Annotated in this window: 16 protein-coding genes; 8 read left to right on the forward strand and 8 right to left on the reverse strand. The window is 70.6% G+C overall.

The window, feature by feature from the left end; genetic code table 11:
- Positions 1 to 298: 298 nt before the first annotated feature.
- Entirely contained in the window at positions 299 to 2,773 is a 2,475-nt protein-coding gene (locus ACFZDE_RS06570) for an ABC transporter permease (RefSeq protein ID WP_391197979.1), read from the reverse strand.
- Between the two features lie 315 nt (positions 2,774 to 3,088).
- Between ACFZDE_RS06570 and lanKC the strand changes: the two genes are divergently transcribed.
- From lanKC to ACFZDE_RS06590, 4 genes are all read left to right on the forward strand, one after another.
- Entirely contained in the window at positions 3,089 to 5,818 is a 2,730-nt protein-coding gene (gene lanKC, locus ACFZDE_RS06575; protein ID WP_391197982.1) for a class III lanthionine synthetase LanKC, read from the forward strand.
- An 89-nt stretch (positions 5,819 to 5,907) separates the two neighbouring features.
- Positions 5,908 to 6,021: a SapB/AmfS family lanthipeptide gene (locus ACFZDE_RS06580; RefSeq protein ID WP_248500420.1), complete on the forward strand. Its 114-nt coding sequence runs from the start codon at positions 5,908 to 5,910 to the stop codon at positions 6,019 to 6,021.
- 361 nt (positions 6,022 to 6,382) lie between these two features.
- Complete coding sequence (locus tag ACFZDE_RS06585; RefSeq protein WP_391198901.1) at positions 6,383 to 8,206, forward strand: ATP-binding cassette domain-containing protein; 1,824 nt, start codon at positions 6,383 to 6,385, stop codon at positions 8,204 to 8,206.
- Positions 8,207 to 8,463: 257 nt separating this feature from the next.
- Positions 8,464 to 10,278, forward strand: coding sequence for an ATP-binding cassette domain-containing protein (locus tag ACFZDE_RS06590; RefSeq protein ID WP_391197986.1), 1,815 nt, complete (start codon positions 8,464 to 8,466; stop codon positions 10,276 to 10,278).
- Here ACFZDE_RS06590 and ACFZDE_RS06595 read toward each other — a convergent pair.
- A complete protein-coding gene (locus tag ACFZDE_RS06595) occupies positions 10,247 to 10,897 on the reverse strand; it encodes a response regulator (protein WP_391197988.1) in 651 nt (216 codons plus the stop codon). The genes ACFZDE_RS06590 and ACFZDE_RS06595 overlap by 32 nt on opposite strands.
- A 189-nt stretch (positions 10,898 to 11,086) precedes the next feature.
- On the reverse strand, positions 11,087 to 11,656 hold the full coding sequence (locus tag ACFZDE_RS06600) for a hypothetical protein (RefSeq protein ID WP_391197991.1): 570 nt from the start codon (positions 11,654 to 11,656) through the stop codon (positions 11,087 to 11,089).
- A 183-nt stretch (positions 11,657 to 11,839) separates the two neighbouring features.
- Here ACFZDE_RS06600 and ACFZDE_RS06605 point away from each other — a divergent pair, with 183 nt between their 5' ends.
- Positions 11,840 to 12,475, forward strand: a complete 636-nt coding sequence (locus tag ACFZDE_RS06605) for an ankyrin repeat domain-containing protein (protein ID WP_391197993.1) — start codon at positions 11,840 to 11,842, stop codon at positions 12,473 to 12,475.
- A 194-nt stretch (positions 12,476 to 12,669) separates the two neighbouring features.
- Here ACFZDE_RS06605 and ACFZDE_RS06610 read toward each other — a convergent pair whose 3' ends face one another.
- Positions 12,670 to 12,996 carry a GYD domain-containing protein gene (locus ACFZDE_RS06610; RefSeq protein ID WP_391006382.1) on the reverse strand — a complete coding sequence of 109 codons (327 nt, stop codon included), beginning with the start codon at positions 12,994 to 12,996 and terminating at the stop codon, positions 12,670 to 12,672.
- A 325-nt stretch (positions 12,997 to 13,321) separates the two neighbouring features.
- Here ACFZDE_RS06610 and ACFZDE_RS06615 point away from each other — a divergent pair, with 325 nt between their 5' ends.
- The gene (locus ACFZDE_RS06615) at positions 13,322 to 13,597 is read left to right on the forward strand and encodes a hypothetical protein (protein ID WP_361880148.1); all 276 of its coding nucleotides are present in this window, start codon (positions 13,322 to 13,324) and stop codon (positions 13,595 to 13,597) included.
- 851 nt (positions 13,598 to 14,448) lie between these two features.
- Here ACFZDE_RS06615 and ACFZDE_RS06620 read toward each other — a convergent pair.
- Positions 14,449 to 15,459 (reverse strand): P-loop NTPase fold protein, encoded by a 1,011-nt coding sequence (locus ACFZDE_RS06620; RefSeq protein WP_391197996.1) that lies wholly within the window; start codon positions 15,457 to 15,459, stop codon positions 14,449 to 14,451.
- A 3-nt stretch (positions 15,460 to 15,462) separates the two neighbouring features.
- A complete protein-coding gene (locus tag ACFZDE_RS06625) occupies positions 15,463 to 16,524 on the reverse strand; it encodes a hypothetical protein (RefSeq protein ID WP_391197998.1) in 1,062 nt (353 codons plus the stop codon).
- A gap of 475 nt (positions 16,525 to 16,999) precedes the next feature.
- Between ACFZDE_RS06625 and ACFZDE_RS06630 the strand changes: the two genes are divergently transcribed.
- Positions 17,000 to 17,491, forward strand: a complete 492-nt coding sequence (locus tag ACFZDE_RS06630) for a hypothetical protein (RefSeq protein WP_391198001.1) — start codon at positions 17,000 to 17,002, stop codon at positions 17,489 to 17,491.
- Between the two features lie 195 nt (positions 17,492 to 17,686).
- Positions 17,687 to 17,944 (forward strand): hypothetical protein, encoded by a 258-nt coding sequence (locus ACFZDE_RS06635; RefSeq protein ID WP_391198003.1) that lies wholly within the window; start codon positions 17,687 to 17,689, stop codon positions 17,942 to 17,944.
- 45 nt (positions 17,945 to 17,989) lie between these two features.
- On the opposite strand, the gene ACFZDE_RS06640 is transcribed toward ACFZDE_RS06635, so the two are convergent.
- Both ACFZDE_RS06640 and ACFZDE_RS06645 read right to left on the reverse strand, forming a co-directional pair.
- Complete coding sequence (locus tag ACFZDE_RS06640; RefSeq protein WP_391198005.1) at positions 17,990 to 19,900, reverse strand: TerD family protein; 1,911 nt, start codon at positions 19,898 to 19,900, stop codon at positions 17,990 to 17,992.
- A 136-nt stretch (positions 19,901 to 20,036) separates the two neighbouring features.
- Positions 20,037 to 21,143: a hypothetical protein gene (locus ACFZDE_RS06645; RefSeq protein WP_391198903.1), complete on the reverse strand. Its 1,107-nt coding sequence runs from the start codon at positions 21,141 to 21,143 to the stop codon at positions 20,037 to 20,039.
- Between the last annotated feature and the right edge of the window lie 112 nt (positions 21,144 to 21,255).

Consider the following 21,255-nt stretch of genomic DNA (forward strand, 5'->3'; position numbering starts at 1 on the left):
GCGGCCCTTGCCGGGCCCTGGGCGCGTGGCGGTGGTGCCTCGTGGGGTCGGCGGGCGTGCGGGGGCGGGGGTGGTTCGCGGTGAGGCCGCCGGGTGCGAGGCGCGACAGGGTGTCGGGGGTGCGCCGGGGCGGGTTTGAGGGGTGGCGGCGGGTGGTCGGGGGCTGGGGGCCTCGGGCGGTTGTGAGGTGGCCCTTGCCGGGTCCCGGGTGCGTGGCGGTGGTGCCTCGTGGGGCCGGCGGGCGCGAGGCGCGACAGGGTGTCGGGCGGGGGGTGAGGGCGGGTCGGTGGTCTCGGGGTCATGAGACGGCCTTTGCCAGGCCCCCTGGTGTGGCCGCCGAGCTGCGTAGGGCCAGGAGGCCCGCGAGGGTGACGGTGGTGACCGTGAGGACGGGGGCACCGGCGGCCAGGGCGGTCAACGGGCCTGCCGCCAGGGCCGGTACGGCGGAGCCGGTGAGGGCGATGCTGAGCGGGACCAGGACCGCGCCGCAGACCGCGACGGCCAGCAGCAGCGCGACCGCGCAGGTCAGCACGGCCTCCCAGGCCAGCATGCGCAGGACCTGCGCGGACTGTGCGCCGGCCAGCCGCAGCAGTGCGAACTCCCGGCGGCGGGCGGCCGTCGCCATGCTCAGGGTGTTGACGACGGAGACGGCGGTGAACAGGTTGATCATCGTCAGGAGCAGCAGGACGAACAGCCCGGCCGCGGCGCCGGACCCCGAGGTGTCCCCGGCGCCACCGTCACCGACCCGGGCACCCGGGAAGTCCGCGGCCAGGGCCCGGAGTTCCCGCTCGACCGCGGCCCGGTCGGCTCCCGGAGCGGTCCGCACCAGGACGCGGTCGTCGAGTGGAGCGGCCGCGTGCCGGGCCGCCGGGGCGCGGGGCAGCAGCGCGTCGGCGAAACCGCTGTCGCGGGAGTAGACGGCCGCGACGCGGTAGGTGTCCCGGCCGCCGTCGTCCCAGTCGACCCGCACCCGATCACCGACGGAAACCCCCAGGTCGGCCGCCGCGCCGGCGCCGAGCGCCACGGACGTGCCGTCGAGACGGCCGAGCGAGCCCTGACGGACGCCCAGGTCGAGCAGGCGAGGGACCGCCTCGGCCCGCATCGCGACCAGACTGCCGCCGACGAGGGCCGCCGCGTCGCCGTCCCCGGAGTCCGCGCGGCTCAGCTCGCCGCCCAGGGACAGCTGCCCCGAGGCCGCCGCAACCCCCGGCAGCCGGGCGGCCCGCTCCGCGTACCCCGCGCCGATGCCAGGCCCGGCCGCGGACACCACGTGGTCGGCGACCAGCCGCTCCCGCTCCGCCCGTTCCGCGCCCTGGGAGGTGACCAGCGGAACGCACAGCAGCGTGCCGGTGAGGGAGACGGACAGCACGAGCGGGGTCACGGTGGCGGCCAGCCGTACGTTCTGGCGCAGGAGGTTGCGGACCGCCAGGGCGCCGTCGCGGGGCAGCAGCGGCCGCACCGGCACCAGCAGCACAGCGCCCGCGACCCGGCAGATCAGCGGCGCCAGCAGCGCCACCCCGACCATCAGGACCAGCACCATGCTCTCGGCCGTACCGCCACCGCCGTCCAGCCGGCCCGCCGCCACCGCGCCGAGACAGGCACCCGCCCCGGCCAGCACACACACCCCGAACAGGACGCGCCGCCACCCCAGCCTCGGCACCGGGGCGGCCGACTCGCGCAGCACCTCCACCGGCCGCACCCGTGACGCCCGCCGCGCGGCGGCGAACGCCGCGAGCTGCGCCACCACCGCGGCCAGCCCGACCGTCGCCCACGGCGCGACCGGCCCCACCGCCAGCGGGAACGACGGCGGCAGCACCTCACCGTCCACCAGCACCCGGTGCAGCAGCGCCGCCACCCCGATGCCGCCCGGCACCCCGAGGAGCGCCGCGGCGACGGTCACCAGCAGGACCTCCACCGCGATCATCCGGCGGATCTGCCCCTTGGTGGCCGCGACCGCCCGCAGCAGGCCGATCTCGGTCAGCCGCCCCGCGACCGCCAGCGTCAGCGTGCCGGAGACGACGAAACCGGCCACGAACAGCGACAGCGCCCCGAACGTCCCGACGAGCGAGGAGAGCACCGACGCGGGCGACGGCACGTCCCAGAACTCCGCGTCCGCCCGCCCGGCGCCGGAGGCGACCACGACGGTCCCGGAGTCGTCGCCGTACAGGTCGTCGACGGCCTTCTCCACCTGCCGCCGCAGCGCGGCGACATCGGCCCCGTCCTCGGCCCGCACACCCAGCGCCCGCACCGGCTGCGCCGAGTCCGCGAGCCGCCGCGCCTCCCGCGAGGTGTGGAACACGGCGTACTGGCGCGCGGGCTCGCGGGGCGGGTCGGCGATGCCGGAGACCCGGTAGGGGCGCAGCCCGTCCGCCCCGCTCAGCCGTACGGTGCCGCCCACCCCGGCGTCGAGGCGTTCGGCCAGGGCGCTGTCCAGCACGACCTCCCGGTCGCCGGCGGGGGAGCGGCCCGAGCGCAGCGTGAACGGCCCGAGGACGGCACTGTCCCACGCGTGCCCCAGGGACGGCCCGTCCCAGGGTGCCTCCACGGCCCGGCCCGAGGCGTCGACCGCCATGGTGGGAAAGGACAGTTCGGGCACGGCCCGCTCGACGGACGGCAACCGGCCGAGCGCCGCCCGGAGTTCCTCCGCCCGCGGCACGAACGGCTGCCCGCCCACGACCACGTCCGCCCCCGCGTAGCGCTCGGCGGCAGAGCCGGCACGGGTGCTCGACTCCAGCAGGACGGCACACGCCGTCGTCATGACGAGCGCGAGCACGAGCGCCACGAAACTGGCCGCCCAGCTGGCTCTGCGGTCCGAAAGGGTCCGCCATGCGAGTCGTAACACGGGTGCCTTTCCGAGCGGGCGAAATTGCTGTGCGATGCGGACGGAAAGACTATCGAAACAGGAACCCGACAGCATCAAATCCCGGGTCAGGCAAGGGATTTGGCCGATTTGAATACCCGCAACCGTGTGTTTTTCACGGGTCGACTCGTGTGTTGTGTACTGGTGCCCTTCTTCCGGCGTGTGAAAGGTTTCCATCAGTTCGAGCGAATCGAACGAGAGAGTGCCGAAAAGCGGGGGGACGCAGGGATGCGGTACGACGCGTATTGCATGGTCGATCGAACGTTCTTCGACGCACCGGGAGAGGCGCAGGACGAGGAGTACGCCTTCGCCGCCACCGACCGGGAACTGCCCGGGGGATGGCGCAAGGTCCGCCAGGACGACTGGCTGGTCTGCACCCCCGAGGGCACCCGCCGGCCGGCCCAGGGCTGGAAGGTCCACGCCTCCGGGTGCCAGGACAACGCCGAGAAGATCCTCGACGCGATCCACAACTTCTGCGTCCCGCGGGGAATCCCGTTCAAGTTCCTGCGCGGCCAGCACATCCTGCAACTGCGGAACATGAAGTACGCCTCCCGGGGCGCCAGCGGCAAACTCGTCACCGTCTACCCGGCGGACGAGCGGGAGCTGCGCGAGGTGCTCGAAGGCGTCGACGCCCTCGTCGGCGGCGAGCCCGGCCCCTACATCCTCAGCGACCTGCGCTTCGGCCAGGGACCGTTGTACGTGCGCTACGGCGGCTTCGTCGAGCGGCACGTCGTCTCGGAGAAGGGGGTGCTGGAACCCGCCATCGAGCGGCCCGACGGCACCCTCGTCCCCGACCGCCGGCTGCCCGGATTCCACGTCCCCGACTGGGTGACCCTGCCGGAGTTCCTCCAGCCGCACGCCGAGGCGCGCCGCGCCGAGTCGCTGGCCGACCTTCCCTACACCGTCCGCCGCCCGGTGCACTTCTCCAACGGCGGGGGTGTGTACGTCGCCGAGGACACCCGCACCGGCAAGGAGGTCATCCTCAAGGAGGCCCGCCCGTACGCGGGACTGACGGCCGACGGCAGAGACGCGGTCAGCCGCCTGGAGTGGGAGCGGGACGTGCTCGAACGGCTCGCGGGTGTCGACGCGGTTCCCGCGGTCCTCGGCTACTTCACCGTCGGAGACCACCACTTCCTCGCCCAGGAACTCGTCGAGGGAAAGCCGCTCAGCAAGTTCTTCGGCCTCAAATACCCCGAGACCGGCCCCAGGGCCGATCCGGACGAGATCGCCGACTACACGGAATGGGCGATGGGTGTCTGCCGGGCCGTCGAGGACGCGGTCGCCTCGGTGCACGCCCGCGGGATCGTCTTCGGCGACCTGCACCCCTACAACATCCTGGTCGCCGACGACGGCCGGGTCGGGCTCATCGACTTCGAGGTCGCGGCACCGGCCGACTCCGGCGCGACACGGATGCTGGGCCATCCCGCCTACGCCGCACCCCGCGACCGCGTGGGCTTCGCCGCCGACACGTATGCCCTCGCCTGCATCAAGCTCGCGGTGTTCCTGCCGCTCACCGCGCTGCTCCGGCTGGACCTCCACAAGGCGGCGGAACTGGCCGACGAGATCGCCACCCGCTTCCCGGTGCCCCGAGAGTTCCTGGACTCGGCGGTACGGGAGATCGTCGGGATCCCGGGCGCCCTGGATGGACTTCTGGAGCGGGCCGACGGGAACCTGGACGCCCAGGAGGGGTCACCGGGGCAGACCGACCCGAACCCGGACGCCCAAGACGGGCCACCGGAGCGGGCCGACGGGAACTCGGACGTCCAGGACCGGCTCCGGGCGCGGGCCGAGCGGAGCCCGGGTGTCCCCGACAGTCTCCGGGGGCGGGACGGCCGGCCGCCCCGCCCCCGGGCCGACCCGCACGCATGGCCCGCCCTGCGGGACTCGCTGGCCGGCGGGATCCTCGCCAGCGCGACACCCGACCGCGACGACCGGCTGTTCCCCGGGGACATCGCCCAGTTCAGCACCGGCGCGCTCAACCTCGCCCACGGCGCCGCGGGCGTCCTGTACGCCCTGGACGTCACGGGCGCGGGCCGCTTCCCGCCCTACGAACAGTGGCTGCTGGAACGGGCGTCACGCCGGGAACAGCGGGCCCGCCTCGGCTTCTACGACGGACTGCACGGGGTGGCGTACGCCCTCGGCCACCTGGGGCACCACGACGCCGCCCGGCAGATCCTCGACCGCTGCACGGGCGAGCAGTGGCAGCGCCTCGGCACGGACCTGTACAGCGGTCTCGCCGGAGTCGGCCTCAACCTGCTGCACTTCGCGGACACGACCGGCGACAGCGTCCTGCGCGTCGCGGCCCTGGACGTGGCCGGCACCGTCGCGCAGCGGCTCGGCACCGAGACCGACGTACCCGAACTGAGCGGCGGCCCCCACCCCCGGGCCGGCCTCCTGCACGGTTCCTCGGGCCCGGCCCTGCTCTTCATCCGCTGCTACGAGGCCACCGGCGACGAGGTCTTCCTCGACCTCGCCGACACCGCCCTGCGCCAGGACCTGCGCCGCTGCGTCACCCGCGACGACGGGGCCCTGCACGTCAACGAGGGCTGGCGTTCGCTGCCGTACCTCTCCGAGGGCAGCGCGGGTGTGGCGATCGTGCTCGACCTGCTCCGCAGGTACCGCGACGACGACCGTCTGGAGACGGCCGCGGCCGGCGCCCTGATCTCGTCGAGCTCCCAGTTCTACGTGCAGTCCGGGCTGTTCAACGGACGGGCGGGCATCATCAGCCACCTCGCCGCCGTCTCGCCCGAACGAACACCGTCCAAGGACCCGCTCGTCGCCGCGCAGATCGACGCCCTGTCCTGGCACGCCCTGGAGTACCAAGGGCATCTCGCCTTCCCGGGCGAGCAGTTGCTGAGGCTCTCGATGGACCTGGCGACCGGGTCGGCGGGTGTCCTGCTGGCACTCGGATCCGCCCTGCACACCGAACCGGTGCACCTGCCCTTCCTGGGCCGCTGAGCGCCCGGGACCCCATGAACCTGTCCGCCGACCACGGCGGGCGCCCGCACCGCGGGCACGCGCATCCGCGCCCGAAGGAGGTGATTCCCATGTCTCTGCTCGAACTTCAGGAGATGGAGCTGCCCACCGAGTCCTCGGAGGAGACGGTGCTCGGCAGCGGTCGGAGCCAGCACTGCTCCGACGCCAGCTGGGTCTTCTGCTGACCCGCTCCGGGCCGGCGAACCGGCCCTGACCGCATGGCCTGTTCACATCGACGAGAGGAAACAGCATGTCTCTGCTCGAACTCCAGGAGATGGACCTGCCCACCGAGTCCTCGGAGGAGACGGTGCTCGGCAGCGGTCGGAGCCAGCACTGCTCCGACGCCAGCTGGGTGTTCTGCTGAGCCCAGCGTTCTGCTGAGCCCAGCGCTCCTGGCCCGCGCGGAAACAGCGGGCTGAAGTCGCCTGACACGGCGTCCACGCCGTGAACGGACCCGGTCGGCGGGTGCGGCAATCACCCGCCGGCCGGTCCGTCTTTCGTCCCGGCCGCCCGTTCGGACCTCGTGCAGGGAGCAGTCCATTGACCGTGCGTCAGCCGCTGGAGAGCGTGGCCCGGCTCCCGGGCCGTGCGGCGGACCGGATACTTCTGTGTACCACGCGGGAGGGCGGCGCCTGGACAGCCGTACTGGTCATCACGGCCCTCTTCTCGACGGCGGCCCAGATCCTGTTCCCCGCCTTCCTCGGCAAGGCCCTCGACTCGGCCCTCGACGGCGGTACCGGTGTGAGCGGAACCGGCCTGAGCGGCGCCGTCATCGGCTGCCTGGTGATCGTCGTCGCGATGGCCGCGGCGGACGCCCTCTTCGAACTCGCCGCCGGGGCGAGTGCGGCCCGCGGCACCGCGACGTTGCGCCGCTCCATGCTCGGGCCCCTGGTCTCCTGGACCGGCCCGGGCACCCCGCGCACCACCACCGGTGACCTGGTGAGCCGCCTGGTCGGAGCCGCCGCCGAGGCCGGGGGAGTGGCGGCCGTACTGGTCCGCGCGGCACTGTCGGTCGTACCGGCCGCGGGCAGCGTCGTCGCCCTGTGGCTCATCGACCCCTGGCTCGCCGGGACCTTTCTGCTCGGCCTCCCGGCCGTCGCCCTCCTGCTGCGCGCGTTCACCCGCCGCATCTCCGACGTGTCCACCCGCTACCAGGAGACCCAGGGCCGCCTCGCGTCCGCCCTGCTGGAGGCCCTCTCCGGGCGCCGTACGATCGCCGCCGCGGGCACCGCCGACGCCGAGGTCCGGCGGATCCTGCGCGAACTGCCCGAGCTCAACCGCCTGGGACACGGCATGTGGCGGGCGCAGACGCAGGCCGCGGGCCGGGCCGCCCTGATCACCCCGCTCCTGGAGATCGCGGTGCTGTCCGTGGCGGGTTTTGCCCTTGCGGACGGCCGTATCACCGTGGGCGAGATGCTGGCCGCCGCCCAGTACGTCGCCATCGGCAGCGGCCTCGGGATGACGACGATGCTGCTGGGCCGGCTGGCCCGGGCACGGGCGGGTGCCGAACGGGTCCGCGGGGCCCTGACCCAGCCCGCCCTGGAGTACGGCACGCATCGGCTGCCACTCGGGCCGGGTCGGCTCGAACTGCGTGGCGTCCGGGTCGCCGCCGGGGGCGAACGCGTCCTCGACGGCGTCGACCTGACGGTTCCCGGAGGCGCGTGCGTGGCGCTCGTGGGCGCGTCGGGCAGTGGCAAGTCGCTCCTGGCCGCCGTCGCCGGGCGGCTGACCGACCCCGACGCCGGGGAGGTCGCCCTCGACGGCACGCCCCTGCGGCGGCTGGCCCACCACGACCTCCGTTCCGCCGTCGCCCATGCCTTCGAACGGCCGGTGCTCTTCGGCGAGACCCTCGGCGACGCGGTCGCCCGGGGCACCGGCCGGGCGGCCGGGCACGTACCGGCCGAGCACATCGTGCGGGCGGCGCGCGCCGCCGACGTCGACGGGTTCGTCCGCAGGCTCCCCGCCGAGTACCGGACGCCGCTCGCCGAGGCGGCCCTGTCCGGCGGGGAGGTGCAACGCATCGGCCTGGCCCGAGCATTCGCCCACACCGGCCGGCTGCTGATCCTCGACGACGCCACGTCCAGCCTGGACACGGTCACCGAGCACCGCATCAGCCAGGTCCTCACCGGCGCCCTGCGCGACCGCACCCGCATCATCGTCGCCCACCGCGCGGCGACGGCGGCCCGTGCGGACGGTGTCGTATGGCTCGACGGCGGACGGGTGCGGCGGGTCGGCCCTCACGACGAACTGTGGCGCAGCGAGCCGGAGTACCGGCGGGTGTTTCGCGCGGCGGGGTCTCGCGCCGGGGAGGCGCTCGGCGACGGGGCTGCGGGCTCGCAGGCCGATGTTCGTGAGAAGGAGCTGCCGTGAGGTCCGGGAGGTCCGGGAGGTCCGTGGGGTCCGTGGGGTCTGAGAGGTCGCTGGGGTCCATGGGGCCCGTGGGGTCCGAGAAATCCGAGGGGTCCGAGGAATCCCAGGGGTCCGAGAAATTTGGGAGGCCTGATAGGTCCGAACCCCGGCTGCTCCCCCTGCTCGTCGCCCCCCTCCGGGCACGTCCCGGGCGTCTGCTCGCACTGATCCTGTGGTCCCTGGTCGAGGCCGTCCCCGCCCTGCTCGCCGGGCAGCTCGTGGCCCGGGCGGTCGACCACGGCTTCGCGGCCGGCGAGCCGCTCACCGGACTGGCCTGGCTCGCCCTGATGGGCCTGGGCGTGTTCGCCGGGGCGTGGGCGACCCGGCAGGCCTATCCGCTGCTCGCGGCGGTGGTCGAGCCCTTCAGGGACGACCTCGTGCGCACGGTCGCCGGGGGCTCCCTGCGGCGGGCCGTGGCGGGCGGGCCCGTCGACGCGTCGGGCGTGTCCCGGCTGACGCTCCAGGTGGAGATGGTGCGCGAGGCGTACGCGGGCGTGCTGATGGTCGTCCGCGGGTTCCTCCTCACCGTCGGCGGGGCGCTCCTCGGCATGCTCTTCCTCGCGCCGCTGATCCTGCTGCTGGTCCTGCCGCCGCTGCTGGCGGGGCTCGGGCTGTTCCTGGTCCTGCTGCGCCGGATGGCCGGCGCGCAGCGGGACGCTATCGTCGCGGACGAACGGGTCGCCGAAGCCGCCGGTGCCGCGAGCGCGGCCGCCCGGGACATCGTGGCCTGCGGCGCGGAGGACGGCGTAAGGGAGGACCTCGGGGCCCACATCGACGCCCAGGCTGCCGCCGCCCGCCGCCTCGCCGCCCTGATGCCGGCCCGGGTGCTGTGCCTGGCCGTCGCCGGCTGGCTTCCGCTGCTCCTGCTGCTGGTCGCCGCCCCCGGGCTGCGCGCGGGAGGGTTGTCGGCCGGTGCGGTGCTGGGGGCTGCGACGTATGTGACGGGCGGGCTGCAACCGGCGGTCAGGACCCTCATCCAGGGGCTGGGTGGGAGTGGGCTCCGGCTAGTGGTGGCGTTGCGGCGGATTTGCGAGGCGTATCCGGAGCCGGGTGTAGGACAGGGTCTGGGATCAGGTCCGCGGCCGGGTCTGGGATCGGGGCTGCGATCAGATCCGGGATCGAATCCGCGATCAGGTCCGCGGCCGGGTCCGCAGTCGGCGTCGAAGGGAGTGGTGAGTGAGGCCCCTGCCGCCTCCCCGCCCACGCCGGATGGATCGTCCCCCCACGGCGTCGAGCTGTCCGGGGTCACCTTCGCCTACGGCCCCCAGGCGGACCCGGTGTTCAGGGACCTCGACCTCACGCTGCCGGAAGGCGGGCATCTGGCGGTCGTAGGCCCCAGCGGCATCGGCAAGTCGACGCTGGCCGGTCTGATCGGCGGCACCCTGGAACCCGGCACGGGCCTGGTCCGGCTCGGCGGCCGGCCACCCACCGCCCTTCCCTCAGCCCACCTCTCCGCCCTGCGCGTCCTCGTCCCCCAGGAGGCATACGTCCATACGGGCGCCCTGGTCGAGAACCTGCGCTACCTACGGCCCGACGCGTCCGACGAGGACGTGGCGGCGGCGGTCGACGCCGTAGGAGCCGGGCCGCTCGTGGCACGGCTCGGTGGGATCGGCGCGATGATCGACCCCGCCGCGCTCTCGGCGGGCGAGCGCCAGCAGATCGCCCTGGTCCGCGCGTACCTGTCCCCGGCGCCGGTGGTCCTCCTGGACGAGGCGACCTGCCACCTGGACCCCGCCGCCGAGGCCCGTGCGGAGGAGGCGTTCGCCCGCCGCCCCGGCACCCTGCTCGTCATCGCCCACCGCATCAGCTCCGCCCTGCGCGCGAAGCGGGTGCTGGTCCTGGACGGCGACCGGGTGGTGAGCGGCACACACGAGGAGGTCCTCGAACGGTCGGAGCTCTACCGGGACTTGGTGGGCCACTGGAGCGACGGCGGACAGGGCCGGGAGGAGCCCGACGACGGACCCGCGCCCGCCCACGACCGAAGGACCGAAGTCACGTCCGTCAGAGCCACCCGGCCTCGGTCGCGATCCTGATCGCGTCCACACGGCTGCGAGCCTGGGTCTTCGCCACGGCGGAGGACAGATGGTTGCGTACGGTCCCGACGGAGATGTACAGCTGCGCTGCCACGTCCCGGGTCGACGCCCCCTGCGCGGTCAGCCGCAGCACCGACACCTCACGCGGCGTCAGAGGGTTCTCGGTCGCCGTGGCCGCGGCGAGCGCCAATTCGGGATCGACCACCCGACGGCCTTGCGCCACCTGCCTGATGTCCTCCGCGAGCCGCGCGGTCGGCGCGTCCTTGCGGACGAACCCGACGACCCGGGCCGACAGCGCACGGCGTACGTGCTCGGGCCGCGCGACGCTGGTCAGCAGCAGGGTGCGACAGGAGGGAAGGCGGGCCTGCAACTCCACGGCGGCCGTGATCCCGTCGGTGCCGGGCAGGTCGATGTCGAGGACCGCCACGTCCGGCGGGGTGCGCAGGGCGGTGGGGACGATGAGGTCACCGTGGTCGACCGCCGCGACGACCTCCAGGTCGGGTTCCTGGGACAACAACGCGGTCAGCGCCTGACGAATCAGCGGAGCGTCCTCGGCCAGCAGCACACGAATACGGCCGGTGCCTCCGGTTAGATCGTCGCTCGTTCTCTCCTGCAGCACGTTGAGACCCCCCGTTGGTCGCGTCACGTTCGAACCAATGACATGTGACGTCGAACAGGCGAGCAAGGAGCAAACCGGCCACAAGGCCGCCCCAAGAACGACCGAACAACACGCAACCACCGCCCCGAAATCGCCCTCCTTGGGGGAGGGGAGAGACCTGCGCTTCGGTACGAAGCGCTGCGGCGCTTGTCAACGGAAACCGGCGAGAAGGCCACTCAGCTCGGCTTGGCGCCTCTTCAACTCCTCGTAGGTTGCGATGACGTCCCGTTCAAAGGCGTGGGGCCATTCCGTCCTGGCACGCCACCGGTAGGGAACACCTTCTTCCTTCCAGCGAAGATGACTTACCCGCCACGAGTTGTGATGATCGATGAACTCCAGATAGGACGCGGGCATTCGAGAGCCCTCGATCAGGTGAGAATTCGATGCGAGCAGTTCCTGGATCGATGTGTTACGTGGCATGAGGTCGTTGTCGACCCAGAAGAGCCAGGTCTCCAAGTCAGCCGGGCTGATCTCGTTGCCCGGCCCGAAGATGTAGGGCCGCCCGAGGGTCTCGCAGAAGTCGCGGAAGGATGAAGTGCCTTCATGAAGCAAGAAATAGAGCGGCCCGTACAGCTGCTCCAACTGTTTCTCGATGTGCTGGAGACGAGCTTCACGCTTCTGCCGGTTCCGCTCGGACGCCTGGCCGAGCACGTAGTTGACTGCCCACCCGATGACGGATACGCAGGCGGCCACGACGGTCGCCGTCAATGCATTGTCCATGTATGAATCTCCGCCGTGGCCCGTTGAGGCAGTGCATACTGCCTCGACCAACATCGTGTCAGCCAACCACCCCGCCACGCGCGGGCCTTGACGAAGGTTCCCGCACATGCGTGTGTGGCCATCGGTTCCCCAGCCGAACGAGCAAGGACTCGGCGAGTTCGGCCGCTGCTTGCGGCGAGTCCGGTGCAGGGCGCCCGGTACCTCGAAACACTGGGTGCGTCGGCCCGCCTGGTGCGGCTGGTCGCCCACCACTCCGGTGCGGTATACGAAGCAGAGCTGCGCGGGCTGACGGCAGAACTGGCCGCCTACGAGCGGGAAGACTCCCCCGTCCTGGACGCCCTGATCTTCGCGGTCATGACCACCGACCCCGCCGGGCCGTCCAACCCGCAGCCCACGATCAGCGCTGCGGTGGAGCGCACCCACCGACGCATCGCGGCGTTCACCTCCCTGCCGCCGAGCCAACGCACGATCATCGACGGGAGCGGGTGGTGGCCTCCGACACTCTTCGCGGCGGAGCACCAGGACGCAGAACTGCTGGCAAGGCTGCTCGATGCCGGCGCGGACCCCGACGAGGGCAATGGCGGAACTCCACTGACGCACGCGCTGGACGCGGAAGGCGACGCGGCGCTGCAGAGCGGCGCCCCAGTCACCGTGGCAACAACGGCCGTACTCCTCGCCTACGGCGCAGACCCGAACCTGCCCGACGCAACCGGCGACACGCCCCTTCAGATCGCCGAGCGCTACAACCACGCCCTTGCGATCCGCCTACTGCACCGGCACCTGCAGAGAGACCGGACCGGGAAGGTCCGACGGGCGTAGCACCCTGTCCGCCGAGCGACAAGGCCGTGCGACAGGACAGCGCCACTGCCCCCTGACGACTCCGACGCCAGCGTGCGCCCCTCCCCACGGCGACTGATGCGACGGCGACGGCCGGACGGGGTTGTGGGTCCGTGTCCCCGTCCGGTGTCGTCGATGTCAGCCGGAGATGTCCGAGCCTTCCGTCTGGACCACCACTACGCGCCGGGAGCCCGGTACTGGACTTGCCCGGCTTTGCGCAGGGCATCCATGGTTTCGTCGACGGTCAGGAGAACGGTCGTCTCGAACGAGCTGAGTGCGCCGCCTCCGCTGATCGCCAGGGCGACGGCGGCCATGGAGACGTTGTCGGGGGCCTCCCACAGGTTGTACCCGTCGCGGGTGCCGAACGCGTACCAGAAGCCGTGGAGCCTGCCGCCGACGGACTCGATGTACGACTGAGCGGCCTTCGCGCGGTCCTCGGGGTGGCCGATGAGTCTCGCCCAGGTCTCCGGCGTGTAGCTGAATCTCGATAGATAGAGCGGCATCATGTCTCCCTTTCGTCCCAGCAAGGGATCCCCCGAAGGATGGGATACGTCTCTGAGGCCGCCCGCGTATCCCCCGATCGGCCGGGATGATGACCGCCAGCTGACACCCACCCTGACCAGCAAAAAGCCCTCCCCAAGGCGAGGGCGGAGACTTGCGCCCTCGTCAAAGCGCTTGCTGTCGATTCCGGATCCCTGCTCGATGGGCGTCTCCGGTAGCGAGGGCGCATTCCGTCGGCCGGAGCAACGGCGCGTTCGACCCCGGTGACGCTGGCAACAGCTACACCGTGAGGTATTTGGGTACCATGGCGGCGGAGGTGTGCTATCGATGACGACGGCGGCGAAGCCGGTACGCCAGTCCCCGCTGAAGGTGGACCCGGCGACGGACAAGTTGATCAGCCAGGGCGCTCATTTCCTGGGGCTGACGAAGAAGGACCTGGTGGCCGAGGCGGTCCGGGCGTATCTGGAGCAGCGCCGTGAGGATCTGCGGTCCGGCATGGTGGAGGCGCTCAGTGTGCTGGATGGATCGCTGAAATCGGATGTGATGCTGCTGACTGGGCTGACCGCGGAGGAGATCGACGCGGTCGGGGGAATCGAGGAATGAGCGAATCCAGCCCGCTGCGCCCGGCCCGCCCGACGCTGCGCTGCTTACGCGAGGAGACCACGAAGATGACGCCGTCCCAGCCATGCAAGGGACGATTCCCGTTTCCGGGGCGAATCGACCACAGGAAGTATTGTGTCGACTTTGCTATGGCCTCGGAATCAAGGGCAACCGCCACGTCATGGAGGATGATGGCCGACAACTTGAGCACCCTCACGCCGAACCACAACGCGAAATAGGCCGCGGCGATCGAGCCATAGGGCACTGTTTCTAGAGTTGTTCGGGTCTGGCGTAGTGCCTTGCGGGTGTGAGGGAGAGCCTTGTCTGTCACTTCGAGGGTCTGGAGTGATGCTCCGAGCTTGCGGAGCCGCCTGCTGATCGCCCGTTGGTTGACTCGAAGGCGCCAAGCTCCAAGCGCCGACCATGCCTGTGAGACATGCGGGGTTATCTGTTCCGTTGTCGTACGTACCAGGCTCACGCCGTCTCTCCCCCGTACCGATGGGCCGATGCTGCCGGAGACGAGCTCGGTTCGCTCTGCGTTCTTGCAAAGGATCTTCGGAGTGGGGAGCTGAGGGCACACGCCGCTATTCGATGTGGCGTTGCGGTCGCACATCGCCAGCCCCAGCGGTGGCTTTGGACGACGAAGTGCGACCGAGCCGTCGCGCTCCTGCGAGCGCGCCCCACCCTGTCTGCGCTTGAACTCGGCTGGCTGGTGGTCGGTCAGCGCGGGTCGATCCAAGGGTTCGACGGCGTGAGTCCCCAAGCCGCGCGGATGTCATCGAGCAGGATGCGGGCGCTGAAGGGGGAGACGGCCAGCTCTTGGCGGGCCTCCGCGAGCCGCTGCGGATCCCCGTTCATGGCATCGCTTTGGGCCTGCTCGAAGCGGTTGTCGAAGTCCGGTGCTCCGAAGATCTGCAGAAGAGTCCAGGAAAGTACGCGCAGGCCGATGCCTCTTGCCACAGGGTCAGGGTGACGCCGTCCAGCGGATCGCCCTCCGTGCCAGTGGCGGTATGCGGAAGCATCGGGACGGGGTTGTCGGCCAGGTACTGGATGCGGGTCCGGGCCTCCATCTCCAGGCGCTCATGAGGTGAACGCAGTAGACGCACGAGGACGTAGAGCCGGTTCAACAGCGGGCCTCCGTCGGCCGTCCAGTCCTGCATCGCCAACAGCGTCCTGAACCCCTCCAGGGTTTCTGCCAGTTCTTCAAGGATCATGCTGGGTGCAAGGTCCTTGAGTTCCTTACGGTCGGTCCAGTGGTGTACCTCGATCAGGCGCCGCGCGTAGCGGATCAGGTCCCGTGGAATTCCGCCGGAGAGGGCGTGCAGCAGCAGTACGTAGGGCTGGGTGAGGCTGGGGGCGCGGACGGCGAGGAGGCTCCTGGACTCGGAGACGGTGCGGGGCTGCAGGTAGAGCAGGTCGTCCAGTGAACTGTCAGTGACATCCCGATGCGGCAGGCCGCGACGCACGAAGGCGGCACCGACGTCCTCCGCCACAGAGATCAGGTAGTAGACGCCTTTGATGCCGAAGATGGCCTTGATCTGCCCGAGGAACTTGCGGGCCGTCGCGGCATCCCCGAGGCGGTCCAGCTCGTCGATGGCGATGACCACCCGGCTGCCGAAGGCATCGTCCAGCTGGCGAGAGATCCTCTCCAGCAACTCGCGGAAGTCGCTGACCAGTTCGGGGAAGGTGAAGGGAACGGATGATACGGATGTTGTCCGCGCGGACCCGAGGCCGACGCCTTGCACGGGCGGCAGACCGAAGTTCACAGCGGTGCTGGAGCTCTGCACGGTGCGCAGCCGGTACAGATAGCGCTGGCATTCCTGGGCGAGCGTCGGTCCGGCGAGGCGGCGGCGGAACCGGGGCAACAGTCACCAGCCGATGAACGTCAGCACGATTCCAGAGATCCAGGGATGGTCACGCCAAAGGCCGACGACGATGTCCAGTCCTTGCTGGGACCATTGGCGGACGCGGTCCACCATCTCGGGGGTGGCATAGCGCTCGTAGAGCCATTGCGCGGCCCGCCCAAGTGCGGCTGTCAGTGCAGCCAATGCGAGCACCAGGGCCACGAGCCACCTGACGGCTTGCACGAAGGTTCGGGCGATCCGGCGCTTTCGGATCGCCACGAAGACCCCTGTCTCGGCGGGGTCAAAGCTGAACCGCTTGAGGTACATCTCGCACACATCACCGAACAGCGTCAGCAGGAATTCCTGCGGCGCGTACTCGGCAGGTGCCTGGATGAAGACCGAAAGGTCGAAGGTTCTGGTGCTCTGCCGGTCCGTGCACGAGCGCAACAGCGTGGACTTTCCCGCTCCGCGTGAGCCGCAGACAGCGATCGTGCCGCCGTCGATCTGGGCCATCTTCTGCCGCAGCTGCCGCTCGGCCTGTGTGGCGACAACGTAGCGGCGGTCATGGGCGTCCTTGAGTCCGTCGTGATCACCGACGCGCAGCAAGGAGTCCTGGTCGTCACCCATGAGATGGTGCACGGCGATCCGCAGTTGCGGCAGGACCGCGTGCTGCTTGAGAGCCGTGCTCCACGTCGTGCGTGCATCGATGCGGTCCTTGCGGTGCGCGGTCACCCACAGGCGTAACCGCGCTACCTCCGCGGCGTGGCGTGCGCGCTGGTTCGAGGGCTGATCAGCGAGGAGGACGAGGCCGGCCACGGAGGCCATCGTCAGAAAGGCCACCAACGCCCAGTTGGTGAGCCACCCAGCCGTGAAGACGACATCAATGAAGACCCATGCGGGGATGGCGAGCAATGAGCCAACGAAGAGCCGTAGCGGCCAGTCGATTACTAGCTGGGCTCGGGCGGCCTCGTATTCTGCCTCTACCTGTTCGGCTGTGCGTGCTGCGCGGCGATAGGCGACGTACAGCGTGCGGGTGAAGTCGAAGGCTTCTGCTATGAACTCCGGCTGGTATGCGGCTGCTCGCACAGCGTCTCGAGTTACAGGCTCCCGTGCCCCGTAGTGCTTGCTGATCTCCGGCGTTGCCATACAGGCGCGTACAGCGGCGCCGTATAATTTCTCGTCGCCGTTGTGGTCCCACGTCCACCGCGACTGTTCCGGCCCCAAGTGATGGAACACGCTCACCCCCGATTGCCCTGCACCCCAACGTGCTTGCCCTGTCCGCGCAGACACGGCGTGCAAACCTGGGCAGCCACGTCTGTCCGAATTCGCGCAGGTCGCGAGGGAGACCGGCTCATGGCGTCAGGCTCACCCGGCTTGTGGGCGCCGCCAAGGCCCTTACCAAGGTCACCCTCGCATTGCTGCGTACCGAACTCCCGGACCGCTTCGACCCGATCGACGTACGCCGGGCCTGCGCGAGTACGCTTTCAACAAGCTCCGACGCGACGAGGCGCCGCCCGAGGTCCGTACCGTCCTGTCGTGGATAGCCCGCAACTCCCTGCCGATGACGGCCTGGGAGGACACCAAACGCGTCGACGCCGTCCTGCAAGCGCTCGACACACTTCTGGACGGCAGCCCGGCCGCCGCCAGCTCCGTCAAGCGGGAGCATCGGATCCTCAACGTGGCGATGAAGTACGCCGTCCGGCAGAAGATCCTCACCGCCAACCCGCTCCCCAAGGGCAGGGAGGAGGGCGCCGTCCCCAAGGTGGCCGAGGCCGTCGACAAGCGGTCGCTGCTCAACCCGGGTCAGGTCGCCGGCCTCCTGGCCTGGATCGCCGACCGCCCCCGCACCGGCCACCGCCTCCACGCCTTCTTCGCCACCCTGTACTACGCCGGTCTGCGGCCGGAGGAGGCCGTAGCGCTCCGCGTCAGCGCCACCACACTGCCCGCCGAGGGCTGGGGCGAACTGCTCGTCCACACCGCCGAGCCTGGTCGGCAGTCAGTGGACCGACGACGGCCGCGTCCACGAGACCCGCGACCTCAAGGGCCGCGCTGAGGGCGACACCCGCCCCGTCCCCGCCCCCCCGGCACTCGTCGCTGTCCTCCGTGACCTGTCAAAAGGGACGGCCTCCAGCCGGGCGACCTCTTCTTCCCCGGCGAGAAGGGTGGGCTGCTGGCCGGATCGGTCTTCCGCCGTGCCTGGAACAAGGCCCGCAAGGCGGTCCTGCCGGAGCACGAATACGAGTCACCGGTGGGCAAGCGCCTCTACGACCTGCGCCACACCTGCCTGACCACCTGGCTCAACAACGGCATCCCACCCGCCCAGGTCGCTGAGTGGGCCGGCAACAGTGTCCCTGTCCTGCTCGCCACCTACGCCCGCTGTATCACGGGCCAGCTCGCCGAGCTCCAGCAGCGCATCGAAGGCCCCCAGCGACTGCCCGCCGGTCCGGCCCCGAGCATGCCAGTGCCCAAGCCTGGATCCACGACCTCACCTCGTCGCTGGGCCTGACCCAGATCCGGGAGAGGCGCGGACCCTCGTCTCCGGCGCCGGCGTTCAGTCGGCGATGTCGACGCCGTATCCGCGTGCGAGGGCGTCGAGGCCGTGGTCGTAGCCCTGGCCGACGGCGCGTAGGCGCCACACCGGGCCTCTGCGGTAGATCTCCGCGAGCAGCATGGTGCGTTCGGTGGTGGCGGCGTCCAGGGTGGCCCGGGCGAGCGGTGCCCCGCTACTACCGGGGGCGGCACCGATCTGGATCGCACCGACCGTCCCGAAGGTGGCGGTGCCGTCGATGGCCGCGGCGACGACAACCTTGCGCGTCGCGGGTGGCAGGGAGGCCAGGTTGAGGGCGATGGTCTGTTCGGCAGGGCCGCCGGTCAGCAGCCGCACGGTTCCGGCTGGGCTCTCGGGAGCGCCGTAGAAGATGAAGTCCTCGTCGAAGGTGACCTGTTCCTCCTCGTCGAGGAGGAAGGCGACGACGTCGATCTCGTAGCCGGACTGCGGGGCCCAGCCGGCGGTGACGTACCACTCCGGCGCGGGTCTGCCGTGCGGCATGGGCAGGTCGATGACACCGCCTCTCGGCATCACATACGGCTCCTGGGGCCGGAGGGCCGCCGCGGCCGGTGCGGTGGCGGTCGGAGCGGTGAGCCAGTGGAGGTCGTGCACGGGGAGTTCGAGGGCGGTGATGCGGCTCATGCGCCGGTCGCCCTGCCCTCCCTCCAGGAGTACGACGTCGGTGACGCTGGCGGACAGGTTGACCGCCGCGGACCCGCCCAGCTCGACGACGCGGGTACGGGCCGCCGCGGCATCGGCATGGACACCACCGAGCACCAGCACGCGACGCCCCGCCAGAGGCTTGTCCAACATGCTGACGGAGGGCTCCGGTCGGCGCGGAGCGGGTACTCCCGGACCGGGGGCGGCCGTGGGGAGGGCTGCGGCTTCCGGGACGGATGCGGCAGAGGTTGTGGTGGGCGCCACCTCCACGGGCCCGACGACGGGTTCTGCTTTCGGCTCGGCCACCGGGGCGACAGCGACGGCCGTGGCCTCGTGTGCTGTCCCCGGTCGTACGTCGGCCAGCAGCCGCAGGAAGGTGTGCTCGTCGATGACCGGCACGCCATCGGCGAGTGCGCGTCGGGCCTTTGCCGAACCGGACGTCGGTTCATTGGTGACCAGCACGCTGGTGTGCCGGCTGACGGAGGTCATCATGTTCAGCCCCGCGGCAACTGCCCGCCCGACCAACTCCGCCCGGGCATGGGCGGTCTCACCGGTGATCGCGACCTTCATGCCCTGCTGGAGAGGTTCGCCGGGAGTCAGCCGTCCCGGATTGCGGTAGGCGCAGGGTGTCTTCGGTGGCTTCGGCGTGAACTGCGATTCCGCCCGGGGCGGGCAGGTCACCAGCGGCAGGGGCAGATCGAGCCGCGCCGCCTCTCGCAGTGAGGCTCGCAGGATCCCGGCCAGTACACGGGTGTCGTCCAGCGCATCGTGAGCACGCTGCTGGGGGACGCCGTAATGGGCGGCGAGGGTGCCGAGCTTCATGTCGTCCGTCGGCGGATCCACCTGGCGATTCAGAGCTAGGGTGCACAACCGCTGCGACACCGGCAGCCACATCCGCGCACGGGCGAACTCGTAGGCCAGGAAGTCGTAGTCGAACTGGGCGTTGTGGGCGACCAGGACCCGGTCCTGAAGCATCGCCCCGATCCGCCCGGCGACCTGGTCGAAGGTCGGCGCACCCAGCAGTCGCTCGACGGTCAGCCCGTGCACCTCCACGGGTCCTGGATCGCAGCCCGGATTGAGCAGCGTCGAGAACTCCCCGGTCTGCTCGCCGTCCGGACCGATCGTGATCACCGCGACGGACAGCACGCGATCTCGTCGGGCCATGAGGCCCGATGTCTCCACATCAACCAAGGCCCAGTCGTGTGCGTAGTCGCCCATGTCGGGTACGTCGAAGGAGGTGGAGACGAGACTCATGACGGCAAGGATGATCGGATATCAAGCGCCCCTTCAACCAGTATGCCGATTTGCCATTGTTTGGGAGGCGCCAACGAGGCGGTCCTACGACGTCGACCGCTGAACCGGCGGGTGACGCTGTTCGATTGCCGTACGGCTAGAAGATGTCGACCGATGCATCCTGCGTGAGGTTCTCGAGGATCGTGCGTATCCATGGGCTACGAACGGCTGGTAGCCGGACCAAGGTGTGCTCGAACTCGCCACGGTCGGCCCGGAACAGGTAGTTGGGGCGCGGCGGGAGCGGGTCGTCGCGGAGCACGTCCTGGGGTATGCCGCCCGACGCAGGAACAGGCAAGTACGGCTCGGGGGAGACCAGCCACAGCCACACCCCCAGCGGCAGGGGCACCGGGTATGCCGATACTGCAGGGTCGGCGGGGGTCCAGGTCTGACCCGTCTGGGGATGGACCGGTACGAGGAGGATGTCGACGTCCGCACTGGCGGAGGGTTCTCCCGGTCCGGCCAGGACGGCGTGCCGCGTTGGCGGGCCTGCGGGCAGCAAGGCGTCGAGCGCGCGTTGGAACACGTCCGCGGTCAGACCGCCTGGGACCTTCACCGGCTGCCCTTTGGAGGCCACCAACAGATGGGCGAGCGCCTGGCCGGCTGCCGCCTCCCATTGAGGACTCCACGACCAGTAGTGGCTCGACCCAGACCGTCCTCCCCACGTGCCGATCGGTTCGAACGGGGGTGTGCTCTCCCCTCTCTCTGCCAATTCCGTCCAGGAGAACGGCGCCGTGTGGACACCGTCGATGAGGTCGCGGCGCACGGCGTCTGAGCTGAGCCGCACTGCCTGCCACAGCGAGCAGTCGTCCACCCTTGTTGCCACGGGCAGGTCGCACGCCTCGCAGACCATGTTGGGCCCATCGGCCCCGTCGAGGCCACAGCAGGCGCCGCCGCGTTTCTCGGGAATCAGCCGGGTTCCGCGGAGATCACCGGGAGCGATGACGATCGCCCCGGGCGTACTGTCGGACAGGGCGTAGACCGGCGCGTAGATGCCGCGTGCCTCCGCCTCGCCCGGATCGATCTCGTCCCACATCCGCCACGGTCCTCCCCATGGGTCTGGGTCCACGGCAAACGTCCCTGACTCCATGAGCACCGGCAGTTGGACCCCATTCCCGTACTTCTGACGGGCATGGGGCGGGAGGGAAACCTGGGACAAAGGGGCTGTCAGCTCGGCACCGCAGCGCGCACAACTGAAAACGAACAAAGCCACCCTCCGTAAGGGAAACAGCTGCATGGTCGCAGCTCAGAGGTGGCCCGCCAACGTGTTTTCATCTGTCGGGCAATGGCACCTGCCACCGTCAGGGAGCGTCAACGCA

It is taken from the genome of Streptomyces sp. NPDC007929 (genome assembly GCF_042959065.1).
In the GTDB taxonomy this organism is placed as follows: domain Bacteria; phylum Actinomycetota; class Actinomycetes; order Streptomycetales; family Streptomycetaceae; genus Streptomyces.